General features: G+C 75.5%; 18 protein-coding genes. 17 read left to right on the top strand and 1 reads right to left on the bottom strand.

Going from position 1 to position 18727, the window contains the following annotated elements; genetic code table 11:
• Nucleotides 1-86 precede the first annotated feature (86 nt).
• Nucleotides 87-977, top strand: a complete 891-nt coding sequence (locus AB0B20_RS03360) for an alpha/beta hydrolase (RefSeq protein WP_357383046.1) — start codon at nucleotides 87-89, stop codon at nucleotides 975-977.
• 92 nt (nucleotides 978-1069) lie between these two features.
• The gene (locus tag AB0B20_RS03355; protein WP_357467704.1) at nucleotides 1070-3787 is read left to right on the top strand and encodes a LuxR family transcriptional regulator; all 2718 of its coding nucleotides are present in this window, start codon (nucleotides 1070-1072) and stop codon (nucleotides 3785-3787) included.
• A gap of 59 nt (nucleotides 3788-3846) precedes the next feature.
• Here AB0B20_RS03355 and AB0B20_RS03350 read toward each other — a convergent pair whose 3' ends face one another.
• Complete coding sequence (locus AB0B20_RS03350; RefSeq protein WP_357467701.1) at nucleotides 3847-4605, bottom strand: class I SAM-dependent methyltransferase; 759 nt, start codon at nucleotides 4603-4605, stop codon at nucleotides 3847-3849.
• A gap of 183 nt (nucleotides 4606-4788) precedes the next feature.
• Here AB0B20_RS03350 and AB0B20_RS03345 point away from each other — a divergent pair, with 183 nt between their 5' ends.
• From AB0B20_RS03345 to AB0B20_RS03275, 15 genes are all read left to right on the top strand, one after another.
• Nucleotides 4789-7068, top strand: a complete 2280-nt coding sequence (locus AB0B20_RS03345) for an FAD-dependent oxidoreductase (RefSeq protein WP_357467698.1) — start codon at nucleotides 4789-4791, stop codon at nucleotides 7066-7068.
• Nucleotides 7065-7385, top strand: a complete 321-nt coding sequence (locus AB0B20_RS03340) for an antibiotic biosynthesis monooxygenase family protein (protein ID WP_357383054.1) — start codon at nucleotides 7065-7067, stop codon at nucleotides 7383-7385. Before AB0B20_RS03345 ends, AB0B20_RS03340 begins: the two co-directional genes overlap by 4 nt.
• Nucleotides 7382-8608, top strand: coding sequence for a cytochrome P450 (locus tag AB0B20_RS03335; RefSeq protein WP_357383056.1), 1227 nt, complete (start codon nucleotides 7382-7384; stop codon nucleotides 8606-8608). Before AB0B20_RS03340 ends, AB0B20_RS03335 begins: the two co-directional genes overlap by 4 nt.
• Nucleotides 8609-8661: 53 nt before the next feature.
• Entirely contained in the window at nucleotides 8662-9327 is a 666-nt protein-coding gene (locus tag AB0B20_RS03330; RefSeq protein ID WP_262011860.1) for a TcmI family type II polyketide cyclase, read from the top strand.
• A 76-nt stretch (nucleotides 9328-9403) separates the two neighbouring features.
• Nucleotides 9404-9787: a DUF1622 domain-containing protein gene (locus AB0B20_RS03325; RefSeq protein ID WP_357383058.1), complete on the top strand. Its 384-nt coding sequence runs from the start codon at nucleotides 9404-9406 to the stop codon at nucleotides 9785-9787.
• Between the two features lie 55 nt (nucleotides 9788-9842).
• Nucleotides 9843-11900, top strand: coding sequence for a heavy metal translocating P-type ATPase (locus tag AB0B20_RS03320; RefSeq protein ID WP_357383060.1), 2058 nt, complete (start codon nucleotides 9843-9845; stop codon nucleotides 11898-11900).
• Between the two features lie 95 nt (nucleotides 11901-11995).
• Nucleotides 11996-12397 (top strand): MerR family DNA-binding transcriptional regulator, encoded by a 402-nt coding sequence (locus AB0B20_RS03315; protein ID WP_357383062.1) that lies wholly within the window; start codon nucleotides 11996-11998, stop codon nucleotides 12395-12397.
• Entirely contained in the window at nucleotides 12394-13176 is a 783-nt protein-coding gene (modA, locus tag AB0B20_RS03310; protein WP_357467694.1) for a molybdate ABC transporter substrate-binding protein, read from the top strand. The genes AB0B20_RS03315 and modA overlap by 4 nt, the downstream gene beginning before the upstream one ends.
• Nucleotides 13173-13970 carry an ABC transporter permease gene (locus tag AB0B20_RS03305; RefSeq protein WP_357467692.1) on the top strand — a complete coding sequence of 266 codons (798 nt, stop codon included), beginning with the start codon at nucleotides 13173-13175 and terminating at the stop codon, nucleotides 13968-13970. Before modA ends, AB0B20_RS03305 begins: the two co-directional genes overlap by 4 nt.
• Nucleotides 13952-15019: an ABC transporter ATP-binding protein gene (locus tag AB0B20_RS03300; RefSeq protein ID WP_357467690.1), complete on the top strand. Its 1068-nt coding sequence runs from the start codon at nucleotides 13952-13954 to the stop codon at nucleotides 15017-15019. Before AB0B20_RS03305 ends, AB0B20_RS03300 begins: the two co-directional genes overlap by 19 nt.
• 95 nt (nucleotides 15020-15114) lie before the next feature.
• Nucleotides 15115-15387 (top strand): hypothetical protein, encoded by a 273-nt coding sequence (locus tag AB0B20_RS03295; RefSeq protein ID WP_357467687.1) that lies wholly within the window; start codon nucleotides 15115-15117, stop codon nucleotides 15385-15387.
• Between the two features lie 91 nt (nucleotides 15388-15478).
• A complete protein-coding gene (locus tag AB0B20_RS03290; protein ID WP_357467684.1) occupies nucleotides 15479-16456 on the top strand; it encodes a zinc-binding alcohol dehydrogenase in 978 nt (325 codons plus the stop codon).
• 2 nt (nucleotides 16457-16458) lie between these two features.
• On the top strand, nucleotides 16459-16857 hold the full coding sequence (locus AB0B20_RS03285; RefSeq protein ID WP_013286764.1) for a 6-carboxytetrahydropterin synthase: 399 nt from the start codon (nucleotides 16459-16461) through the stop codon (nucleotides 16855-16857).
• Between the two features lie 4 nt (nucleotides 16858-16861).
• Complete coding sequence (locus AB0B20_RS03280; RefSeq protein WP_357467679.1) at nucleotides 16862-17899, top strand: glycosyltransferase family 4 protein; 1038 nt, start codon at nucleotides 16862-16864, stop codon at nucleotides 17897-17899.
• Nucleotides 17896-18705: a class I SAM-dependent methyltransferase gene (locus AB0B20_RS03275; protein WP_357467676.1), complete on the top strand. Its 810-nt coding sequence runs from the start codon at nucleotides 17896-17898 to the stop codon at nucleotides 18703-18705. Before AB0B20_RS03280 ends, AB0B20_RS03275 begins: the two co-directional genes overlap by 4 nt.
• The last annotated feature ends 22 nt before the right edge of the window (nucleotides 18706-18727 follow it).

The following is an 18727-nucleotide window of genomic DNA, read 5'->3' as shown; positions in this document are numbered from 1 at the left end:
ACCGGTGATTTCGCCGATGCGCGCGGGTCGACAGGGCGCGGATGCTGACGCATGTCGATGTAATTCCGGCGCAAGGAGTGACCGACGTGCCCACCACCATCCGTTCCCGTACCCCCGTCCGTGCCCTCGCCCGTCTCGCCGTGGCGGCACTGCTCGCCACCGGCGGCGCCCTCGCCGTGCCGGCCGCGGCGAGCGCCGCCAGCCCCTACGAGCGCGGCCCGGCGCCCACTAACGCCATCCTGGAGGCCAGCCGCGGCCCGTTCGCCACCTCGTCGACAAACGTCTCCTCGCTGAGCGTGACCGGCTTCGGCGGCGGCGTCATCTACTACCCGACCAGCACCGCCGAGGGCACCTTCGGCGCGGTCGCCATCTCGCCCGGCTACACCGCCTCCTGGTCGAGCCTGAGCTGGCTCGGGCCACGGATCGCCTCGCACGGCTTCGTGGTGATCGGCATCGAGACCATCACCCGGCTGGACCAGCCGGACAGCCGGGGACGCCAGCTCCTGGCCGCGCTGGACTACCTGACCCAGCGCAGCTCGGTGCGCGGCCGGATCGACACCTCCCGGCTCGCCGTGGCCGGGCACTCGATGGGTGGCGGCGGCAGCCTGGAGGCCGCGGCGGCCCGGCCGTCGTTGCAGGCCGCCGTCCCGCTCGCACCGTGGAACCTGGACAAGACCTGGTCCGACGTACGGGTGCCGACGCTCATCATCGGCGGCGAGACCGACAGTGTGGCGCCGGTGGCGACCCACTCGATCCCGTTCTACAACAGCATCCCGTCCTCCTCCGAGAAGGCGTACCTGGAGCTGGACGGCGCGAGCCACTTCTTCCCGCAGACGGTGAACACGCCGACGGCGAAGCAGATGGTGGCCTGGCTGAAGCGGTTCGTCGACGACGACACCCGCTACGAGCAGTTCCTCTGCCCCGGCCCGAGCGGGTCGGCGATCGAGGAGTACCGCAACACCTGCCCCAGCGCCTGAGCCCGTCCGCTCCGGGGTGGTCGCCACGGCGACCACCCCGGGAGCGTGTCCGCCTCTTTTCCGGCGGGTTGCCCATCTGTGACACTGCATGAATGGTTTCTGCATCGACAGTGCATATAGCCTTGTGGGGACGGGACGACGAGTGCGACGCGATCCGCCGGCTCCTCGACCGCGACGACGGCGGCGCGCTGCTGTTCCACGGGCCGCCCGGCTCCGGGCGCAGCTCCCTGCTGGCGTACGCCAGCAGGTCGGCGGGGGAGCGCGCCGTGCTCACCGGCACCGGGCTGGCCGACGAGGCGACACTGCCCTACGCCGGGCTGCACCGCCTGCTCGACCCGGTGCTGGACGCGGACGCGGCCCTACCGGCGCGGCAGCGCCGGCTGCTGCGCCGCGCGCTCGGCGGCGACGGGTGCCCGGCCGAGCAGCGACTGGCCCTTGCCGCGGCGGTGCGTTCCCTGCTCGCCGCGGTGGCAGCGGACCGGCCGCTGCTGTGCACTCTGGACGACCTCGACACCGGGGATCCGCAGAGCGCCTGGACGCTCGCCGTGGTGGCTCGCCGGCTGCGCCGGCTGCCGGTGGCGCTGCTGCTGACCGCGACCGCCCCGGCCACCGTCGACGGCGTACCGGCCCACCGGCTGCGTCCGCTGGACGCCGGCGAGTGCCGGGCTATGCTCGCCGGGCTCCGGGACCGCCCGCCCGCGCCGGTGGCCGCCGCGCTGGCCGCGCTCAGCCGGGGCAGCCCGGCCGCGCTCGCCGACCTGGCCGGCGCGCTCACCCCGGCCCAGTGGCGGGGCGAGGCGCCGCTGCCCGGCACCCCGCCGGTGGACGGCGCGCTCGCCGCCTCGTACCGGGCCCGTCTGGACCGGCTGCCGGTCCCGACCCGGCGGATGGTGTTGCTGGCCGCGCTCGACCCCGGCGACGACCCGGGCACGCTGGTCCGGGCCGCGTGGGCGGCCGGCCTGACCGTCGAGGCGCTCGCCCCCGCCGAAGCCGCCGGCCTGCTGCGGACCGGGCCCGGCGGGGTCACGTTCCCGCACCCGCTCGCCCGCACGATGATCACCGCCGTGGCGCCGCTCGCCGACCTGCGCGCGGCCCAGCTGCTGCTGGCCGGCACGCTCGCCGAGGGCCCGCTGGGCCGGGCGCTGCGCCACGCCACCGCCGCCGACTGCCCGTCCGACGTGCTCGCCGCCGAGCTGGCCTCGGCTGTCGACGAGGTACCGGACCGGGCCGCCGCCGCGATCGTGCTGCGCCGCGCCGCCGAGCTTAACCCCGACCCCGGGCGCGCCGCCGAGCTGACGATCGCGGCGGCGCGCTGCGCCTGGACGGCGGGCGACCCGGACTACGCCCGGGGACTGCTGCGGGGCCTGACCGCCGGGCCGGGGGCCGGCGGCCGGGCCGACCTGGTGCGCGGCGACATGCAGCTGCGCTGCGACGCGCCCGCCGCCGCGGTCGCCACGCTGCTGGCCGCCGCCGACGCGGTCGCGCCGGCCGACCGGCGGGCAGCGCTGCTGGCGCTGGTCCGGGCCGGCGAGGCCATCTGCGTCACCGGCGACCAGTACCGGTACGCCGAGGTGGCCCGCCGGGCCGAGGCCCTGCGGCGGCCCGGCGACCCGCCCGGCCTCGACCTGCTGGCCACGTTCGCCTCAGGCGTCGGGGCGACGCTGCGCGGCGACCACGCGCGCGGCGGCCCGGCGCTGCGCCGCGTGGTCGTCCTCGGCGGCCGGCTGACCGGGCCCGCGCTCACCCCCGGCGCGCTGGTCTGCGCCGCCGCGGCGGCCCTGCTTGTCGCGGTGGACGCGCCCGCGCACCGGCTCGCCGGCCGCGCGGTGGAGCTGGCCCGCTCGCGCGGCGAGCTGTCCCTGCTGCCCCGGGCGCTGGAGCTGCGGGCGGTCGCGGAGTACTGGCTGGGCCGGCACGAGGCCGCGGCGCAGACCGCCCGCGAGGGCGTGCGCGCGGCCCGCGCCACCGGTCAGCACGTGTGTGCCCAGGTGCACCTCGGCATCCTCGCCGTGCTGGCGGCGGTACGCGCCGACCGGGACGCCGCGCTGGCCCGGATCGCCGAGATCGGGGACGGGGCCGCCCCGGGGAGCCGGCCGGACGCGTACGCCAGGTGGGCCCTCGGCGTGCTGGACCTGATCGACGGCCGGTACGCCGACGCGGCGGCCCGGCTGTCCGCGCTGGCCCGCACCGGCACCGGCCGGGGTCAGGTGCTGGTCCAGGTGATGGCCACGCCGTACCTGGTGGAGGCCGCCGCGCACGACGGCGGGCGACCGGCCGCCGCGCTGGCGGTGTTCGACCACTGGGCCAGCAGCACGGCGAGCCCGTCGCGGCGGGCGCTGGCCGCGCGCTGCCGGGCGCTGCTCGCACCGCGCGGCGGCCCGGAGGCCGAGCGGGAGTTCCACGCGGCGTTGCGGTTGCACCCGGCCGACACCGACCCGTTCGAGCGCGCCCGCACCGAGCTGCTGTTCGGCCGCGAGCTGCGCCGGCGGCGCCGCCCCCGGGACGCCCGGGCGCACCTGCACCGGGCCCGGGAGGCGTTCACCCTGCTCGGCGCCACCGTCTGGGCCGACCGGGCGGGCGAGGAACTGCGCGCGGCGGGGGAGTCGGTCGGGCCGGTCCGGCGCGGCCCGGAGCAGTTGCTGACCGGGCAGCAGCTGCACATCGCCCGGCTGGTCGCGGAAGGAGCGACCAACCGGGAGATCGCCACCCGGATGTGCCTGTCCACCCGGACCGTCGACCACCACCTGCGCAACGTCTTCCACCGGCTGGGCGTGCGCTCCCGTACCGAGCTGGCCCGCCTGCTGGCCTGACCGCACGCCGCCGTCGGGCACCCGCGTGGCGCCGGGCCGGGCCCAGCGACCCGCCGGGCTCAGCGCAGCGCGGCCACCGCCGCGTCCGCGCCGCCGCGCCAGAGCACGCCGGCCTCGGCGAACCCGGCCGCGCGCAACGCGTCCAGGTGCCACGCCGCCGGCGGGCTCCACTCCGGGCTGTGCCCGGTCGGGTAGATCTGCCGCCGCTTCTCCACCAGCGGCCCGAGCAGCGGGTCGCCGGCCGCCTGCGCCCACCAGTCCGGCCAGGACAGCGCAGCGCCGGCCCGGTGCCGGGCGTCTCGTCGTGCCTTCGCGCGAGCGCCGAGGCGGGCGGTGAGCGCCGGCATCGTGTCGTCGGGCATGTGGTCGGCGTTGACGAACACGCCGCCGGGCCGCAGCACGTCGCGGATCTCGCGGTACAGCTCCGCCAGGCGCGGACCGTCGAGCCAGTGCAGGGCGGTGGCGGTGAGCACGGCGTCGTAGTCCCGGTGCGGCAGCGCGGCGGCCCAGTCGGACCGGTTGAGGTCGGCGGTCACCACGGTGGCCCGGCCGGCCAGCGCCGCTTCGGCGAGGGTGAGCAGCACCGGGTCGAGGTCGAGCACCGTCACCTCGGCGTCGGGCCGGCGGGCCAGCGTCCGCAGGCTGATCGACCCGGTGCCGCCGGCCAGGTCGAGCACCCGGGGCGGCCGGTCACCGGCGACCGCCCCGACGGCGTCGAGCATCGCGTCGAAGCGGTGCTCCCGGTCCGGCATGAACGTCTCCTGCTGCCGGTCCCAGCTCTCCTGCCAGGCGCGCACGTCCAGATCGTAAGGAGTCATGCCGCTGACGATAGTTACCGCAGGGGATCCCTGTCGAGGCTTGTTGCCAAACTTTTGCAATAAGCCGTGACCGTCCCGGCGGCGTCACCGGGACCGGACCCGGGGCGGGGCGACGGTGACGAGCGGGTGACGCGCGCTGCGGCAGGGTCGCGGCACGACGACGGCACCGTCCGAGGGGGCTGCATGATCAGAACGATGCTCCGGCTGCGCGCGCGCCCCGGCTGCGAGCCCGCGGTCGGACCGGCGTTCGAGACGGTCGCCGGGCAGCTCGGCGCGCTGGCCGGCAACCTGCGGCACGAGCTGCTGCGCGACGCCCTCGACCCGCGCGGCTTCGTCGTCGTCACCGAGTGGACCGACGAGGTGGCGCTGCGCGCGTACCGGCGGGGGCCGGTGGCCGCCCGCCTGGCCGGCCTGCTCCGGCCGTTGACCGAGCCGGACGGTGACCCCGGGTATCCGCTGATGCGGGAGACCGGGGACGGCGACGGCCCGGTCTACGTGGACGTCGAACTGACCGTGCCGCTCGGCCGGCTCGCCGAGTTCCACAAGGGCTACCCCGAGGTGGTCCGGCGGATGGCCGCGATACCCGGCTACCGCCGTGAGCAGTTGCTGCGCGAACCCGGCTCCGACATCCACCACATCTTCGCCGAGTGGGACGGCGCCGCGCCGTTCCTCGCCTGGATCGGTGACCCGGCCCACGCCTCCGCGCAGGCCGGGCCGATCGCACCGTTCCTTCTCGACATCCGGCGTCGGCTGTTCCACGTCGTGCCTGACGCGGACGGCCGCCGACACCCCACCACGGGCTGGGAGGCCGACGTGCACAGGACAACAGACGTACTCGTCGTCGGGGCGGGACCCACCGGGCTGACCGCCGCCGTCGAACTGGCCCGGCGGGGCATCGACTGCCTGGTGATCGACAAACAGGTCACCCCGCCCGGCCACGCGGACAAGGCGATCGGCGTGCACTGCCGCACCATGGAGATCTGGGAGGAGCAGGGCGTCGTCCGGGAGGCGATGGACGCCGGCATCTGGCTCACCGGAAACATGGTCTTCGTCAACGGCACGCAGACCCACCGGATGAGCTGGGAGCTGCCCGGCCTGCCGTACGCCCACCTCGGCCTGCCGCAGTACGAGACCGAGCGGATCCTCACCGACCGGCTGGCCACGCTCGGCGTCCGTCCGCGGCGCGGCGCCGAACTGATCGACTTCACCCAGGACGCCGACGGCGTGACCGCCACCGTCCGCACCGCCGACGGCGCCACCGAGACGGTACGCGCGGCGTACCTGGTCGGTGCCGACGGCGCGCACAGCCGGGTACGGGAACGGCTCGGGCTCACCTTCACCGGCGGGCTGGGCCGGTTCCCGCAACTGTTCATGCTGGTGGACGTCGACGTGGACTGGGAGATGCCGGACGGGCACCTGCTGCGGTTCCTGCACATGACCGACGGGCAGATGGACGGGATGCTCGTCTGCGTGCCGCTGCGCGGCGAGCACCGCTACCGCATCGCCACCCTGGCCCCGCCCCGGTTCTTCGCCCAGACCGGCGGGCGCGACGCCCCGCCCGGCTTCAGCGAGGAACTCGACGAGCCGACCATCGACGACGTGCAGGCCGCGCTGGACCGCCTCGCGCCGCCCGGCACCCGGGCGACCAACCTGCGCTGGTCGTCGGTGTTCCGGATCAGCCACGGCATCGTCGACCGCTACCGCGACGGCCGCGTGTTCGTCGCCGGGGACGCCGCCCACCTGCACCCGCCGGCCGGTGGCCAGGGCATGAACACCGGCATCCAGGACACCTGGAACCTGGCCTGGAAGCTGGCGCTGGCGGTACGCGGGCTCGCCGCGCCCGGCCTGCTGGACAGCTACGAGACTGAGCGCCGCCCCGAGGGCGAGGAGATCGTCGGCCGGGCGGTACGGATGGCCGGCACCGAGGAGGTGGACCGCGCCGACCTGGAACGGCAGTTCCTCCAGGAGATGTCCATGCTGCTCAGCTACACCGGCAGCCCGCTGGTCGGGGAGACCGTCGCCGACCCGGCCGCGCTCGGCGACGCGCCCCGGCCCGGTGACATCGCGCCCGACGTGGACGGGCTGCGACGGCGCGGGGTGGGCCACCCGCTGCGGCTGCGCGACCTGACCCGGGGCACCGGCCACACGCTGCTGCTCTACGCCGACCGCACGGCCGACGCGGGGGAGCTGGCCGCGTTCACCGGCCTGTGCGCCGACGCGCGCCGGCTCGCCGGCGGGCAACTCGACGCGTACCTGCTGCTCGACCCGGAGGCGGACGAGCCGCGACTGCTCGACCCGCCCGTGGTGCGGGACGCCGAGCGCCGCTTCCGTGCCGCGTACGGGCTGGACGGCACCGGCCTGTACCTGATCCGCCCGGACGGGCACGTCGGGTTCCGGGGCGCCCCGGTCGACCCGGACGCGCTGCGCAAGCACCTGCACCTGGTGTTCGGGAGCGCGAGGTGAGCCGGGTCCGGACGGTGCTGTCGATGCGGACCCGGGAGGGCTGCGAGGAGCGCTTCGAGGCCGAGTGGCTCACCGCCGCCGAAGAGATCCGCACGCTCGACGGCTGCCTGCACCAGGACCTGGTCCGCGACGCCGACGACCCGCGCAGCTATCTGATCATCAGCGACTGGGCGGACCGGGATCGGCTCGACGCGTTCGGCCGCAGCGCGCACCGGGACCGGCTGCTCAGCATCATCCGCGAGTTGCGCGAGTCCGCCGACCGGCACACCTACCAGGTGCTGCACAGCGTGGCCGGCGAGATGGGGGAGAGGCGATGACCGACGACGTGGTGCCGGCGGGCGAGCTGTACACCGACGCGTTCGCGGCCGACCCGTACCCCGCGCTGGCCCGGCTGCGCGCGGACCGGCCGGTCTGCCCGGTCGGCTCGCCGCGCTTCGACTCCTGGCTGATCACCCGCTTCGACGACGCCCGCACCGCGCTGACCGACCCGCGCCTGTCCAAGGACCTGTACGGCCCGGGGCAGCACTACCTGAAGATCTTCGGCCCGACCTCCGAGGGCCTGAACCGCAACATGCTCAACTCCGACCCGCCCGAGCACACCCGGCTGCGCCGGGTGGTGTCGCAGGCGTTCGCGCCCCGGCGGATCGAGGCGCTGCGCCCCCGGGTGGCGTCGATCGTCGAGCAGCTCATCGACAAGATGGCGCCGCACGGTGAGGCGGACCTGATGCACGAGTTCGCCATCCCGCTGCCGATGACTGTCATCTGCGAACTGCTCGGGGTGCCGCCGGCCGACCACGACCGGGTGCTCGACTGGACCCAGGTCATCCGCACCTCCGGCTCCAGCAGCCGGCCGCCGGCCCAGGAGCGCGCGGCGGTGCAGGAGGCCCAGCTACGGCTGCACCACTACCTGGCCGGGCTGGTCCGGGCCAAGCGCGACGACCCGGCCGACGACATCATCGCCGCGCTCATCAAGGCGGTCGACCAGGACGGGACGCTGTCCGAGGCGGAACTCGTCACCACCACGTTCCTGCTGCTGTTCGCCGGGCACCAGACCACCGCCGACTTCCTGGGCAACGCCGTGCTGGCGCTGCTCACCCACCCCGAGCAGATGGAACTGCTGCGCGACTCGCCGCGCCTGCTGCCCGCGGCGATCGAGGAACTGCTGCGCTTCGACGGGCCGCTGCCGGTGGCCAGCCCGCGCATCGCCACCGAGGACGTCGACTACCAGGGCGTACGCATCCCGCGCGGCGCGATCGTCGGGGTGGCGATAAACGCGGCCAACCACGACCCGGCGCACTTCGCCGACCCGGACCGGCTGGACCTGCGCCGGGTCCGGGGCCCGCACCTCGGGTTCGGGCACGGCGTCCACTACTGCCTCGGTGTCTCGCTGGCCCGGATGGAGGCCGAACTCGCGCTCGGGGCGCTGCTGCGGCGGCTGCCCGGACTGCGTCTCGGCGTACCGCTCGCCGAGGTGCGCCGGCTCCCGGCCGCCTCGCCGTTCCGCGGCCTGCTGGAACTGCCCGTCACCTTCACCGCCTGACGGCGCCGCCGTCTCGCGCCGCCGCCCCCGTCGCAATCATTCAAGGAGCAGTCATGGTCTTCCGCAACGTGATCGTCTGTCACATGGTCCCCGGCAGCGAGCAGATCGTCGGCGGCGTGTTCGGCCACTACGATCAGGCCACCCGGCCGCAGGATCTGGGCGTCATCGGCCGGTACCTGCTGTCGCACCACGACCTCTACCTCCACGTGATCGAGCGGGAGCAGGACCCGCGGATCTCCGGGCAGACCCGTGGCCTGCCCGCTTTTCAGAAGATCGCCGAGGAGATCGGCCCGTACGTCACCCCGTACCCGCGCTACTGGAAGAACCCGTCGGACTCGGTCGCGAAGGAGTTCTACCACTGGGCGCCCGAGGGGGAGCCGCCCGCCGACACCACGCTCACCGTGATCGTCGGGCGGATCAAGCCCGGCGCCGAACCGGACGTGGCACGGGTCTTCGGCGAGTCCGACGCCGGGTCGCTCCCGGCCGACCTCGGTGTCACCGGGCGCTGGCTCTACTCGATCGACGACGTCTACGTGCACCTGCTCGAACAGGAGTCGTCGGCGGCCGAGGCGACCCGGGACCAGCACGGCGACAAGCCCGCCTTCGGCAAGGTGATGCAGGACCTGGGCCCGTACATCGAGCCGTACCGGCCGGAGAAGTGGCAGGGCCCGCAGGACTCCGTGGCCACCGTCTTCTACCGCTGGCAGGCCCAGGACTGAGTGCTCCCGTCGCCCGGGAGCGCGGAAACGCCGCCCCCGCGACCGGCCGTACGCCAGGCTGGTGCGGGGGTGCCGGGTGCCGACGAAGGAGATCGTCCAGCACGTCGGGGCGCTGCTGGACCTGGCCGGGGTGCTCGTCATCGCGGTCGGCGTCGCGGTCGCCACGGCGGTGTTCGCGGCGCGCTGTGCCCGGACCCGGGCGGTGGTGGCGCACTACCGGGCGTACCGGCAGGGCGTCGGCCGGGCCATCCTGCTCGGCCTGGAGTTCCTGGTCGGCGGCGACATCATCCGTACGGTCGCGGTGTCGCCCACGTTCACCAGCGTCGGCGTGCTGGCGCTGATCGTGCTGGTCCGCACGTTCCTCAGCTTCTCGCTGGAGGTGGAGCTGGACGGCCGCTGGCCCTGGCAGGGCCGGACGCCCACCGACCGGCCGAGCGTCGGCGCCCACCCGCAGCGCTGACCGGCCGCCGCCGCTTACCCCCGGGGGGTATGATGGTCGGCGGAGGTGACGCCCGATGGAGCACGGACCCGGTCACGACACCGGCCACCACGGCGACCACGCCGGCGGTCACGGCGCGCACGCCGGGCACGACCCGGCGCAGTTCCGCCGCCGGTTCTGGCTGAGCCTGGCGCTGACCGTGCCGATCGTCGCCACCAGCCACATGGTGATGGACTGGTTCGGCTACTCACTCGACTTCCCCGGCGTGCGCTGGGTCGGCCCGGTGCTCGGCACCGTGGTGTTCGCCTACGGCGGCTGGCCGTTCCTCACCGGCGGGCTGCGTGAGCTGCGCGAACGTGCCCCCGGCATGATGCTGCTGATCTCGATGGCGATCGTCGTCGCGTACCTCGCCTCGGCCGCCACCAGCCTCGGCCTGTTCGACCTGGACTTCTGGTGGGAGCTGGCCGCGCTGGTCACGATCATGCTGCTCGGCCACTGGCAGGAGATGCGGGCGGTCGGGCAGGCGCGCGGCGCTCTCGGTGCCCTCGCCGCGCTACTGCCCGACGACGCCGAGCGCCTGGACGACGCCGGGCGGCCGCATCCGGTGCCGGTCGGCGAGCTGCGGGTGGGAGACCTGGTGCTGGTGCGCCCCGGCGGGCGGGTGCCGGCCGACGGGCGGATCGTCGAGGGCGCCGCCGAACTGGACGAGTCGATGATCACCGGGGAGTCGCGGCCGGTCGCCCGCGCCGCCGGGGACCGGGTGGTCGCCGGCACCGTCGCCACCGACTCCACCCTCCGGGTACGCGTCGAGGCAGTAGGCGCGGACACCGCGCTGGCCGGCATCGGGCGGCTCGTCGCCGAGGCGCAGGCCTCCGGCGGGCGCGCGCAGGTGCTCGCCGACCGGTTCGCCGCGCTGCTGTTCTACCTGGCGGCGTTCGCCGGCCTGGCCACGTTCGCGGTCTGGGCGCTGCTCGGCGACCCCGACCAGGCGGTGGTACGCACCGTGACGGTGCTGGTGATCGCCTGCCCGCACGCGCTCGGCCTGGCGATCCCGCTGGTGGTGGCGCTGTCCACAGCGTTGTCGGCCCGCGCCGGCATCCTGGTCAAGGACCGGCTCGCGCTGGAGCGGATGCGCACCGTCGACACGGTCCTGTTCGACAAGACCGGCACGCTCACCACCGGCCGGCACACGGTGACCGGGGTGGCCACCACCGGCGGGCTGGACGAGAACGTCGCCCTGGGCCTGGCCGGCGCGGTGGAGGCCGACAGCGAGCACCCGCTGGCCCGGGCGCTGGTCGCCGCCGCCGACGCCCGAGGCGCCCGTCCCGCCGCGCGCGGCTTCCGGGCGCTGACCGGCCGGGGCGTGCGCGCCACGGTGGACGGCGTGGACTGGGCGGTCGGCGGGCCGGCGCTGCTGCGCGAGCTCGACGCCCCGGTGCCGGACGACCTGGCCCGGGCCGCGCGGGAGTGGTCGGGCCGGGGCGCCGCGGTGCTGCACCTGATCCGGCTGCCCGAGGGCGGCCCGCCCGAGGTGACCGCCGCGTTCGGGCTGGAGGACCAGGTGCGCCCGGAGGCGCGGGCCGCCGTGGCCGAGCTGCGCGACCTCGGCGTGCGCAAGATCGTGATGATCACCGGCGACGCGCGCCCGGTCGCCGAGGCGGTCGCCGCCGACCTCGGGTTCCGGCCCGGTGTCGACGAGGTCTTCGCCGAGGTGCTTCCCGCCGACAAGGACAAGGCGGTGGCCGAACTGCGCGAGCGCGGGCTGACGGTGGCGATGGTCGGCGACGGCGTGAACGACGCGCCGGCGCTCGCTCGCGCCGACGTCGGGCTGGCCATCGGCGCGGGCACCGACGTGGCGATCGAGTCCGCCGGGGTGGTGCTGGCCGGCTCCGACCCGCGCGGCGTGGGCGGCGTGATCCGGCTGTCCCGCGCCTCGTACCGGAAGATGCGGCAGAACCTGGCCTGGGCGGCCGGCTACAACGTGGTGGCGATCCCGCTCGCCGCCGGGGTCCTCGCGTGGGCGGGGATCGCGCTCAGCCCGGCGCTGGGCGCGGTGCTGATGTCCGCCTCCACCATCGTGGTCGCGCTCAACGCCCAACTGCTGCGCCGGGTCCGGATCACGCCGTCCGACTGAGCCGCAGTTCCGGTCCCCGAGCCGCTCCGCAGCTCGCGGATGCGAGCCACCACGCCCCTTCCGGCTCGCACCTGCGGGCCGCTAGGGTGGGGCGCGTGACGGTGTTCCGCATCGGCGAGGCGGCCGAACTGCTCGGGGTCAGCGCGGACACGGTCCGCCGCTGGATCGACGCCGGCAAGCTGCCGGCCACCCGCGACGAGCACGGCCACCGGGTGCTCGACGGCGCGGACGTCGCGGCGTTCGTCCGCGCCCCCGGCCATCCCGAGCTCTCCTCGGCCCGCAACCGGCTGCGCGGCATCGTCACCGCCGTCGTCAAGGACACCGTGATGGCCCAGGTGGACATCCAGGCCGGCCCGTTCCGGGTGGTGTCGCTGATGAGCCGCGAGGCCGTCGACGACCTCGACCTCCAGGTCGGCTCCGTCGCCGTCGCGGTCATCAAGTCGACCACCGTCGTGGTCGAACGCGCCGTCACCCCCAGGGGAAGGACAAGCCCATGACCGTACGGCGGATCCGCGTCGCGCTCGCCGCCGCGCTGGTGGCGGCGCTCGGCCTGACCGCCTGCGGCGGCGCCGACGAACCGGCCGGGCCCGACGGCGCCGGACCGCTGACAGTGTTCGCCGCCGCCTCGCTCACCGAGTCGTTCACCACGCTCGGCAAGGAGTACGAGGCAGCGCACCCGGGCCGCACCGTCAGGTTCAACTTCGGCGGCAGCTCCGGGCTGGCCACCCAGATCACCCAGGGCGCACCCGCCGACGTGTTCGCCGCCGCGTCCCCGGCCACCATGAAGACGGTCACCGACGCCGGTGACGCGGCCGGCGAACCGGCGGTGCTGGTCCGCAACCAGCTCGTCGTCGCCGTACCCCCTGGCAACCCGGCCCGGGTCGGCGGCCTGGCCGGCCTGGCCCGCCCCGGCGTCAAGGTGGCGCTCTGCGCCGAGCAGGTGCCCTGCGGCGCCGCCGCCCGCACCGCGCTCGACGCCGCCGGCGTCCGGCTCACCCCCGCCACGCTCGAACAGGACGTCAAGGGCGCGCTGGCCAAGCTGCGCCTCGGCGAGGTCGACGCGGCACTGGTCTACCGCACCGACGTCCGCTCCGCCCCCGGACTCGACGCCGTCGAGTTCCCCGAGTCGGCGCGCGCGGTGAACGACTACCCGATCGTGGTGCTGCGCGCCGCCGGCAACCCGGCCGGTGCCCGCGCCTTCGTCGACTTCGTCCGCTCCGACGCCGGGCTCGCCGTGCTCACCGCCGCCGGGTTCCAGGCGCCGCCCGGCGCATGAGCCGCACCGTACGCCGGCAGCGGGTGCCGGTGGCCCTGCTCGTGCCCGCCGGGCTCGGACTGGCCTTCCTCGTCCTGCCGCTCGCCGGCCTGCTGCTCCGCGCACCCTGGACCACGCTGCCCGAGCGGCTGACCGAACCGGGTGTGCTCACCGCGCTGCGGCTGTCGCTGGAGACCGCCACCGTCGCCACGCTGCTCTGCGTGGCGCTCGGCGTACCCCTGGCCTGGCTCCTGGCGCGGGTGGAGTTCCCCGGCCGGCGGCTGGTCCGGGCGCTGGTCACCGTGCCGCTGGTGCTGCCGCCGGTGGTCGGCGGCGTGGCGCTGCTGCTGGTCTTCGGCCGGCGCGGGCTGATCGGGTCGTGGCTGGACGAGACGTTCGGGGTGACGTTGCCGTTCACCACCGCCGGGGTGGTGCTGGCCGAGGCGTTCGTGGCCATGCCGTTCCTGGTCATCGCCGTCGAGGGGGCGCTGCGCGGCGCCGACCCCCGGTACGAGGAGGCCGCCGCCACGCTCGGCGCCGGACGGTTCACCACCTTCACCCGGGTCACGCTGCCGCTCGTCGCCCCGGGCGTGGTGGCCGGGGCGGTGCTCTGCTGGGCCCGGGCGCTCGGTGAGTTCGGCGCCACCATCACGTTCGCCGGCAACTACCCCGGCCGCACCCAGACCATGCCGCTGGCGGTCTACCTGGCCCTGGAGACCGACCTGCAGGCCGCGATCGTGCTGAGCCTGATCCTGCTCACCGTCTCCGTGGTCATCCTCGCCGCGCTGCGCGACAAATGGGTCGGGACCTCATGAGTGTGCTGGACGCGCGTCTGGTCGCCGAGCGGGACGGCTTCACCCTGGACGTGCCGCTGCGCATCGCCGCCGGTGAGGTGGTGGCGCTGCTCGGCCCCAACGGCGCCGGCAAGACCACCGCGCTGCGGGTGCTCGCCGGGCTGCACCCGCTCAGCGCCGGGCACCTCACGCTCGACGGCGCCGACCTGGACCGGCCCGGACGCCGGGTGTGGACGCCGCCGGAGCGGCGGCCGGTCGGCGTGGTGTTCCAGGACTACCTGCTGTTCCCGCACCTGAGCGCGCTGGACAACGTGGCGTTCGGGCCGCGCCGCCGGGGCGCCGACAAGCGCGCCGCCCGCGCCCTGGCCCAGCGGTGGCTGGACCGGGTCGGCCTCGGCGACCAGGCCCGCCGCCGGCCCCGGCAGCTCTCCGGCGGGCAGGCCCAGCGGGTCGCGCTGGCCCGCGCGCTCGCCGTCGACCCGGCCCTGCTGCTGCTCGACGAGCCCCTGGCCGCGCTCGACGCGCGGACCCGGCTGGACACCCGCGCCGAACTCCAGCGCCACCTCGGCGCGCACCCCGGCGCGACGCTCCTGGTCACCCACGATCCCCTCGACGCCCTGGTGCTCGCCGACCGACTGGTCATCGTGGAGGACGGGCGCGTCGTGCAGGAGGGCGACGCCCCCACCGTGACGGCCCGGCCACGCACCGACTACGTGGCCCGGCTCGTCGGTCTCAACCTGCACCGCGGCCACGCCCACGGGCGCACCGTCACGGTCGGTGAACTGACGCTCACCACCGCCGACACCGTCCACGGTGACGCGTTCGTGGCGTACCCGCCGTCGGCGGTGGCGCTGCACCCCGCCAAGCCCGAGGGGAGCCCGCGCAACGTCTGGGCGGCCACTGTCAACGGCGTGCAACGACACGGTGACAACCTGCGCGTGCAGCTCGCCGGGCCGGTCGAGGCGGCCGCCGACGTCACGCCCGCCGGCGCGGCCCATCTCGGACTGATCCCCGGCCGGCCGGTCTGGGCAGCGGTGAAGGCAGCCGAGACGCGCGCCTATCCGGCGTGACAAACACCGCTGGTCAGGACGTGTGCCCAGGTGAGAGGTTTGATCTGCGCTCAACCGGTCACTGGGACGGTAGCGACGACGCAAAGGGGGACACGGTGCCCGACACGATCCGCAACAGGTCCAGTCAGGACGCCGCTCTGCCACGGGGCGTGACCGATTCGTTGCTGTGGCGTGCCGCGTACGACGTTGCCGCCGCCCACCGGCCCGACGAGTCCGGCCGGTGCGAGAGCCTGCTGTGTGACGGCCAGGCCGCGCCGTGTGACGCGCTGACCGCGGCCCACCGGGCCATGGAGCTGGCCGGGGACCGGCACGACGACCGGGCCGAGCCCGAGACCTGGCGTCCGGAGCAGCGCCGGCGCGCGGCCTGAGCATCGGGTCGCGGGCGGTTCGAACCGCTGACGCCCCGCTTTCGTGTTTATGATCGACAACTCGGTCGGAATGCGGGGAAGAGGAGAGTTCGTGACTGTCGACGCCCACGCGTTCTGGCTCCGCACACCCGGTGCGGGCGAGATCCGGCCGGTCCGGCTCGCCCCGCCCGGCCCGGGCGAGGTGCTGGTCCGTACCCGCTTCTCCGGGGTCAGCCGTGGCACCGAGACGCTTGTCTTCACCGGCCGCGTCCCGGCCGACCAGCACGCCGCCATGCGCGCGCCGTTCCAGGAGGGCGACTTCCCCGCGCCGGTCAAGTACGGCTACCTCAGCGTCGGCACCGTCGAGGCGGGCGACGAGCGGCTGCTCGGCCGTACCGTCTTCTGCCTCTACCCGCACCAGAGCGCGTACGTGGTCCCGGCCGACGCGGTCACAGTCGTGCCGGACGGCGTACCGGCCGGGCGTGCGGTGCTCGCCGGCACCGTGGAGACGGCTGTCAACGCTCTCTGGGACGCCGCCCCGCTGGTCGGCGACCGGGTCACGGTGATCGGCGGCGGCATGGTCGGCTGCGCGGTGACCGCGCTGCTGACCCGCTTCCCCGGCGTACGCGTCGAACTCGTCGACGCCGACCCGGCCCGCGCCGGGGTGGCCGCCGCGCTCGGCGCCGACTTCGCCACGCCCGCCGACGCCACCGGCGAGCGTGACCTGGTGGTGCACGCCAGCGCCACCGCCGACGGGCTGCAACGCGGCCTGGCGCTGCTGCGCCCCGAGGGCACCGTGCTGGAGCTGAGCTGGTACGGCGACCGGCCGGTCACGCTGGCGCTGGGCGGCGCGTTCCACTCCCGACGGCTGGGCATCCGCAGCAGCCAGGTCGGCACCGTCTCGCCCCGGCGGGCCGACCGCAGCTACGCCGACCGGCTCGCGCTCGCCCTGGACCTGCTGGCCGACCCGGTGTTCGACGCGCTGCTCACCGGCCGGTCCCGCTTCGACGACCTGCCCGACGTGCTGGACCGGCTCGCCTCGGGCGAGCTGCCGGCGCTGTGTCATCTCATCACCTACGGCGAGGAGTGATCGTGTTCAGCGTGACCGTCCGGGACCACATGATGGTCGCCCACAGCTTCCGCGGCGAGGTGTTCGGCCCGGCGCAGCGGCTGCACGGGGCGACGTTCGTCGTCGACGCCACGTTCCGCCGCGCCGAGCTGGACGACGACGGGATCGTGGTCGACATCGGGCTGGCCACCGAGCAGCTCAAGGCCGTTCTCGCCGAGCTGAACTACCGCAACCTCGACGACGAGCCGGCCTTCGCCGGGGTGAACACCACCACCGAGGTGCTCGCGCGGACGATCGCCGACCGGCTCGCCGACGCGGTGCACGCCGGCCGGCTGGGGGAGGGCGCGCGGGGCCTGGCCGGGATCACCGTCACGCTGCACGAGTCGCACATCGCGTGGGCGAGCTACGAGCGGTCGCTCTGACCGGATGACAGTCGTCCACGTGGTGCTTCCGGGCGACATCGACGACCCGGCGGACCCCAGCGGCGGCAACGCCTACGACCGCAGGGTCTGCCGGGGCCTGGCCGCCCGCGGCTGGACGGTACGGGAGCACCAGGTGCCAGGCGGCTGGCCACACCCGGGGCCGGCGGAGCGCGCCGACCTGGCCGGGCTGCTCGGCGGGCTGCCCGACGGCGTGCCGGTGCTGCTCGACGGCTTGGTCGCCTCGACCGTGCCGGATGTGCTCGCCCCGCACGCCGCGCGGCTGCGCCTGGTCGTACTGGTGCACCTGCCGATCGAGGGCGAGACGGAGGCGCGGTCGCTGGCGGCGGCCACCGCCGTGGTCGCCACCAGCGAGTGGACGCGGCGTCGCCTGCTCGACCGCTACGCGCTGCCACCGCGGCTGGTGACCGTCGCGCCGCCCGGCGTCGACCCGGCGCCCGTCGCCACCGGCACACCCGGCGGGGGACGGCTGCTCTGCGTCGCCGCCGTCACCGGGGTCAAGGGGCACGACGTGCTGGCCGCCGCGCTCGCCGAGGTGTCGGACCTGGACTGGACCTGCGACTGGGTGGGCCCGCTGGACCGGGACCGCGCGTTCGCCGACGGGTTGCGCGGGCGCCTCGACGCCACAGGTCTCGGCGGCCGGGTCCGGCTGACCGGACCGCGCACCGGCACGGACCTGGCCGCCACGTACGCCGCCGCGGATCTGCTGGTTGCGCCCTCCCGGCGGGAGACGTACGGGATGGTGGTCACCGAGGCGCTGGCCCGTGGCGTACCGGTGCTGGCCAGCGACACCGGCGGCCTGCCGGACACGCTCGGGCACGCCCCCGGCGGCGACCGGCCCGGCCTGCTGGTGCCGCCGGACGATCCTGGTGCGACCGCCGCGGCGCTGCGGCGCTGGCTCACCGACGCCGGCCTGCGGGACCGGCTGCGCCACGCCGCCCGGCAGCGGCGGCACACCCTCACCGGCTGGCCGGTCACCGTGGACCGGCTGGCGACGGCACTGAAGGAGGCGACCGCGGCATGACCACCTCACTCCCGCCCGGCTTCGCGGACTGGCTGCGACTGCGCGAGCCCGCCGACGCGGCGGCCCGCAGCGCCGAGCTGGCCGAGGCGGTCCGCGACCGGCTGCCCGCCGGCCGCCCGCTCGTCGTGCACGACCTGGGCAGCGGCACCGGCTCGATGGCCCGCTGGCTCGCGCCCCGGCTACCCGGCCCGCAACACTGGGTGCTGCACGAACGCGACGCGGACCTGCTCGCGCTGGCCCGGGCCGGACGGCTCACCGCCGCCGACGGCGCCGAGGTCACGGTGACCACGCGCGGCTCCGACGTCACCCGGCTGACCGCCGCCGACCTCGCCGACGCCCATCTGGTCACCGCGTCCGCGCTGCTGGACATGCTCACCGCCGAGGAGGTCGAACGGATGGCGGCGGCCTGCGCCGGCCACCCGACGCTGTTCGCGCTCACCGTGACCGGCCGGGTCGAGTTCAGCCCGCCGGACCCGCTGGACGCCGAGCTGACCGCAGCGTTCAACGCCCACCAACGCCGTACCGTCGACGGCCGGGTCCTGCTCGGCCCGGACGCGGTGGACGTCACGGTGGCCGCGTTCCGCCGGCACGGCGTCGACACGCTCGTGCGGCCGACCCCGTGGCGGCTCGGCCCGGAGCAGGCGGAACTGGCCGCCGAGTGGCTCACCGGCTGGGTCGAGGCGGCCGTCGAGGAACTACCGCATCTGTCCGGGCCCGCCGCGACGTATCACAGGTGGCGGCTCGCCGAGGCCGCCGCCGGACGGCTCGGAGTGGTGCTGCACCACGCCGACCTGCTCGCCGGCTGAACCGTACCGGCCGTCGGCACGT

Origin of the sequence: Micromonospora sp. NPDC049151, assembly GCF_040648395.1 — a bacterium.
Classification (GTDB): Bacteria; Actinomycetota; Actinomycetes; order Mycobacteriales; family Micromonosporaceae; genus Micromonospora.
Note: the sequence above shows the minus strand (reverse complement) of the source record. Positions and strands in the feature narration are given on the sequence as shown.

What these genes read in the sequence shown, in the direction of transcription:
- AB0B20_RS03330 (WP_262011860.1), top strand. Translation starts at nt 8,662, where the DNA reads ATGGTCTTCCGCAACGTGATCGTCTGTCACATGGTCCCCGGCAGCGAG.
- AB0B20_RS03355 (WP_357467704.1), top strand. Translation starts at nt 1,070, where the DNA reads ATGGTTTCTGCATCGACAGTGCATATAGCCTTGTGGGGACGGGACGAC.
- AB0B20_RS03320 (WP_357383060.1), top strand. Translation starts at nt 9,843, where the DNA reads ATGGAGCACGGACCCGGTCACGACACCGGCCACCACGGCGACCACGCC.
- modA (WP_357467694.1), top strand. Translation starts at nt 12,394, where the DNA reads ATGACCGTACGGCGGATCCGCGTCGCGCTCGCCGCCGCGCTGGTGGCG.
- AB0B20_RS03350 (WP_357467701.1), bottom strand. Translation starts at nt 4,605, where the DNA reads ATGACTCCTTACGATCTGGACGTGCGCGCCTGGCAGGAGAGCTGGGAC.
- AB0B20_RS03275 (WP_357467676.1), top strand. Translation starts at nt 17,896, where the DNA reads ATGACCACCTCACTCCCGCCCGGCTTCGCGGACTGGCTGCGACTGCGC.
- AB0B20_RS03335 (WP_357383056.1), top strand. Translation starts at nt 7,382, where the DNA reads ATGACCGACGACGTGGTGCCGGCGGGCGAGCTGTACACCGACGCGTTC.
- AB0B20_RS03305 (WP_357467692.1), top strand. Translation starts at nt 13,173, where the DNA reads ATGAGCCGCACCGTACGCCGGCAGCGGGTGCCGGTGGCCCTGCTCGTG.
- AB0B20_RS03280 (WP_357467679.1), top strand. Translation starts at nt 16,862, where the DNA reads ATGACAGTCGTCCACGTGGTGCTTCCGGGCGACATCGACGACCCGGCG.
- AB0B20_RS03300 (WP_357467690.1), top strand. Translation starts at nt 13,952, where the DNA reads ATGGGTCGGGACCTCATGAGTGTGCTGGACGCGCGTCTGGTCGCCGAG.
- AB0B20_RS03345 (WP_357467698.1), top strand. Translation starts at nt 4,789, where the DNA reads ATGATCAGAACGATGCTCCGGCTGCGCGCGCGCCCCGGCTGCGAGCCC.